We start from the raw sequence: 278 nt of genomic DNA, 5'->3' as shown, positions 1-278 counted from the left end.
GGAATACCTTGTCGCCGAGGGCGCCAAGGTCTTTGGCGCCGGGCTGGACGGCGATGAGGGCAAATCACTGGCGAGCCGTTATGGCGAGAGCCGGCTGATCTTCCGGGAGAGCGACCTCACGCGCCAAGCAGACGTCCGGGCAACCGTCGCGGCGGCGGCGGAACGGTTCGGCGGGCTCGACGCGGTCGTCAATTGCGCCGGCATCTATCCGACAGGCAAGCGGCTGGAAGAGCTTTCCGACGAGGACTGGGACAGGACCATATCAGTCAATCTGACGG

General features: G+C 65.5%; 1 protein-coding gene. It reads left to right on the top strand.

All coding sequences use genetic code 11. From position 1 onward, the window contains the following. On the top strand, positions 1-278 hold a 278-nt coding region (locus EN807_RS35185; RefSeq protein ID WP_135938135.1), incomplete at both ends, for an SDR family NAD(P)-dependent oxidoreductase.

Origin of the sequence: Mesorhizobium sp. M5C.F.Ca.ET.164.01.1.1 (genome assembly GCF_004792125.1) — a bacterium.
Classification (GTDB): domain Bacteria; phylum Pseudomonadota; class Alphaproteobacteria; order Rhizobiales; family Rhizobiaceae; genus Mesorhizobium; species Mesorhizobium wenxiniae.
The sequence above is the reverse complement of the archived record's forward strand: the minus strand, read 5'-3'. Positions and strand labels throughout refer to the sequence as shown.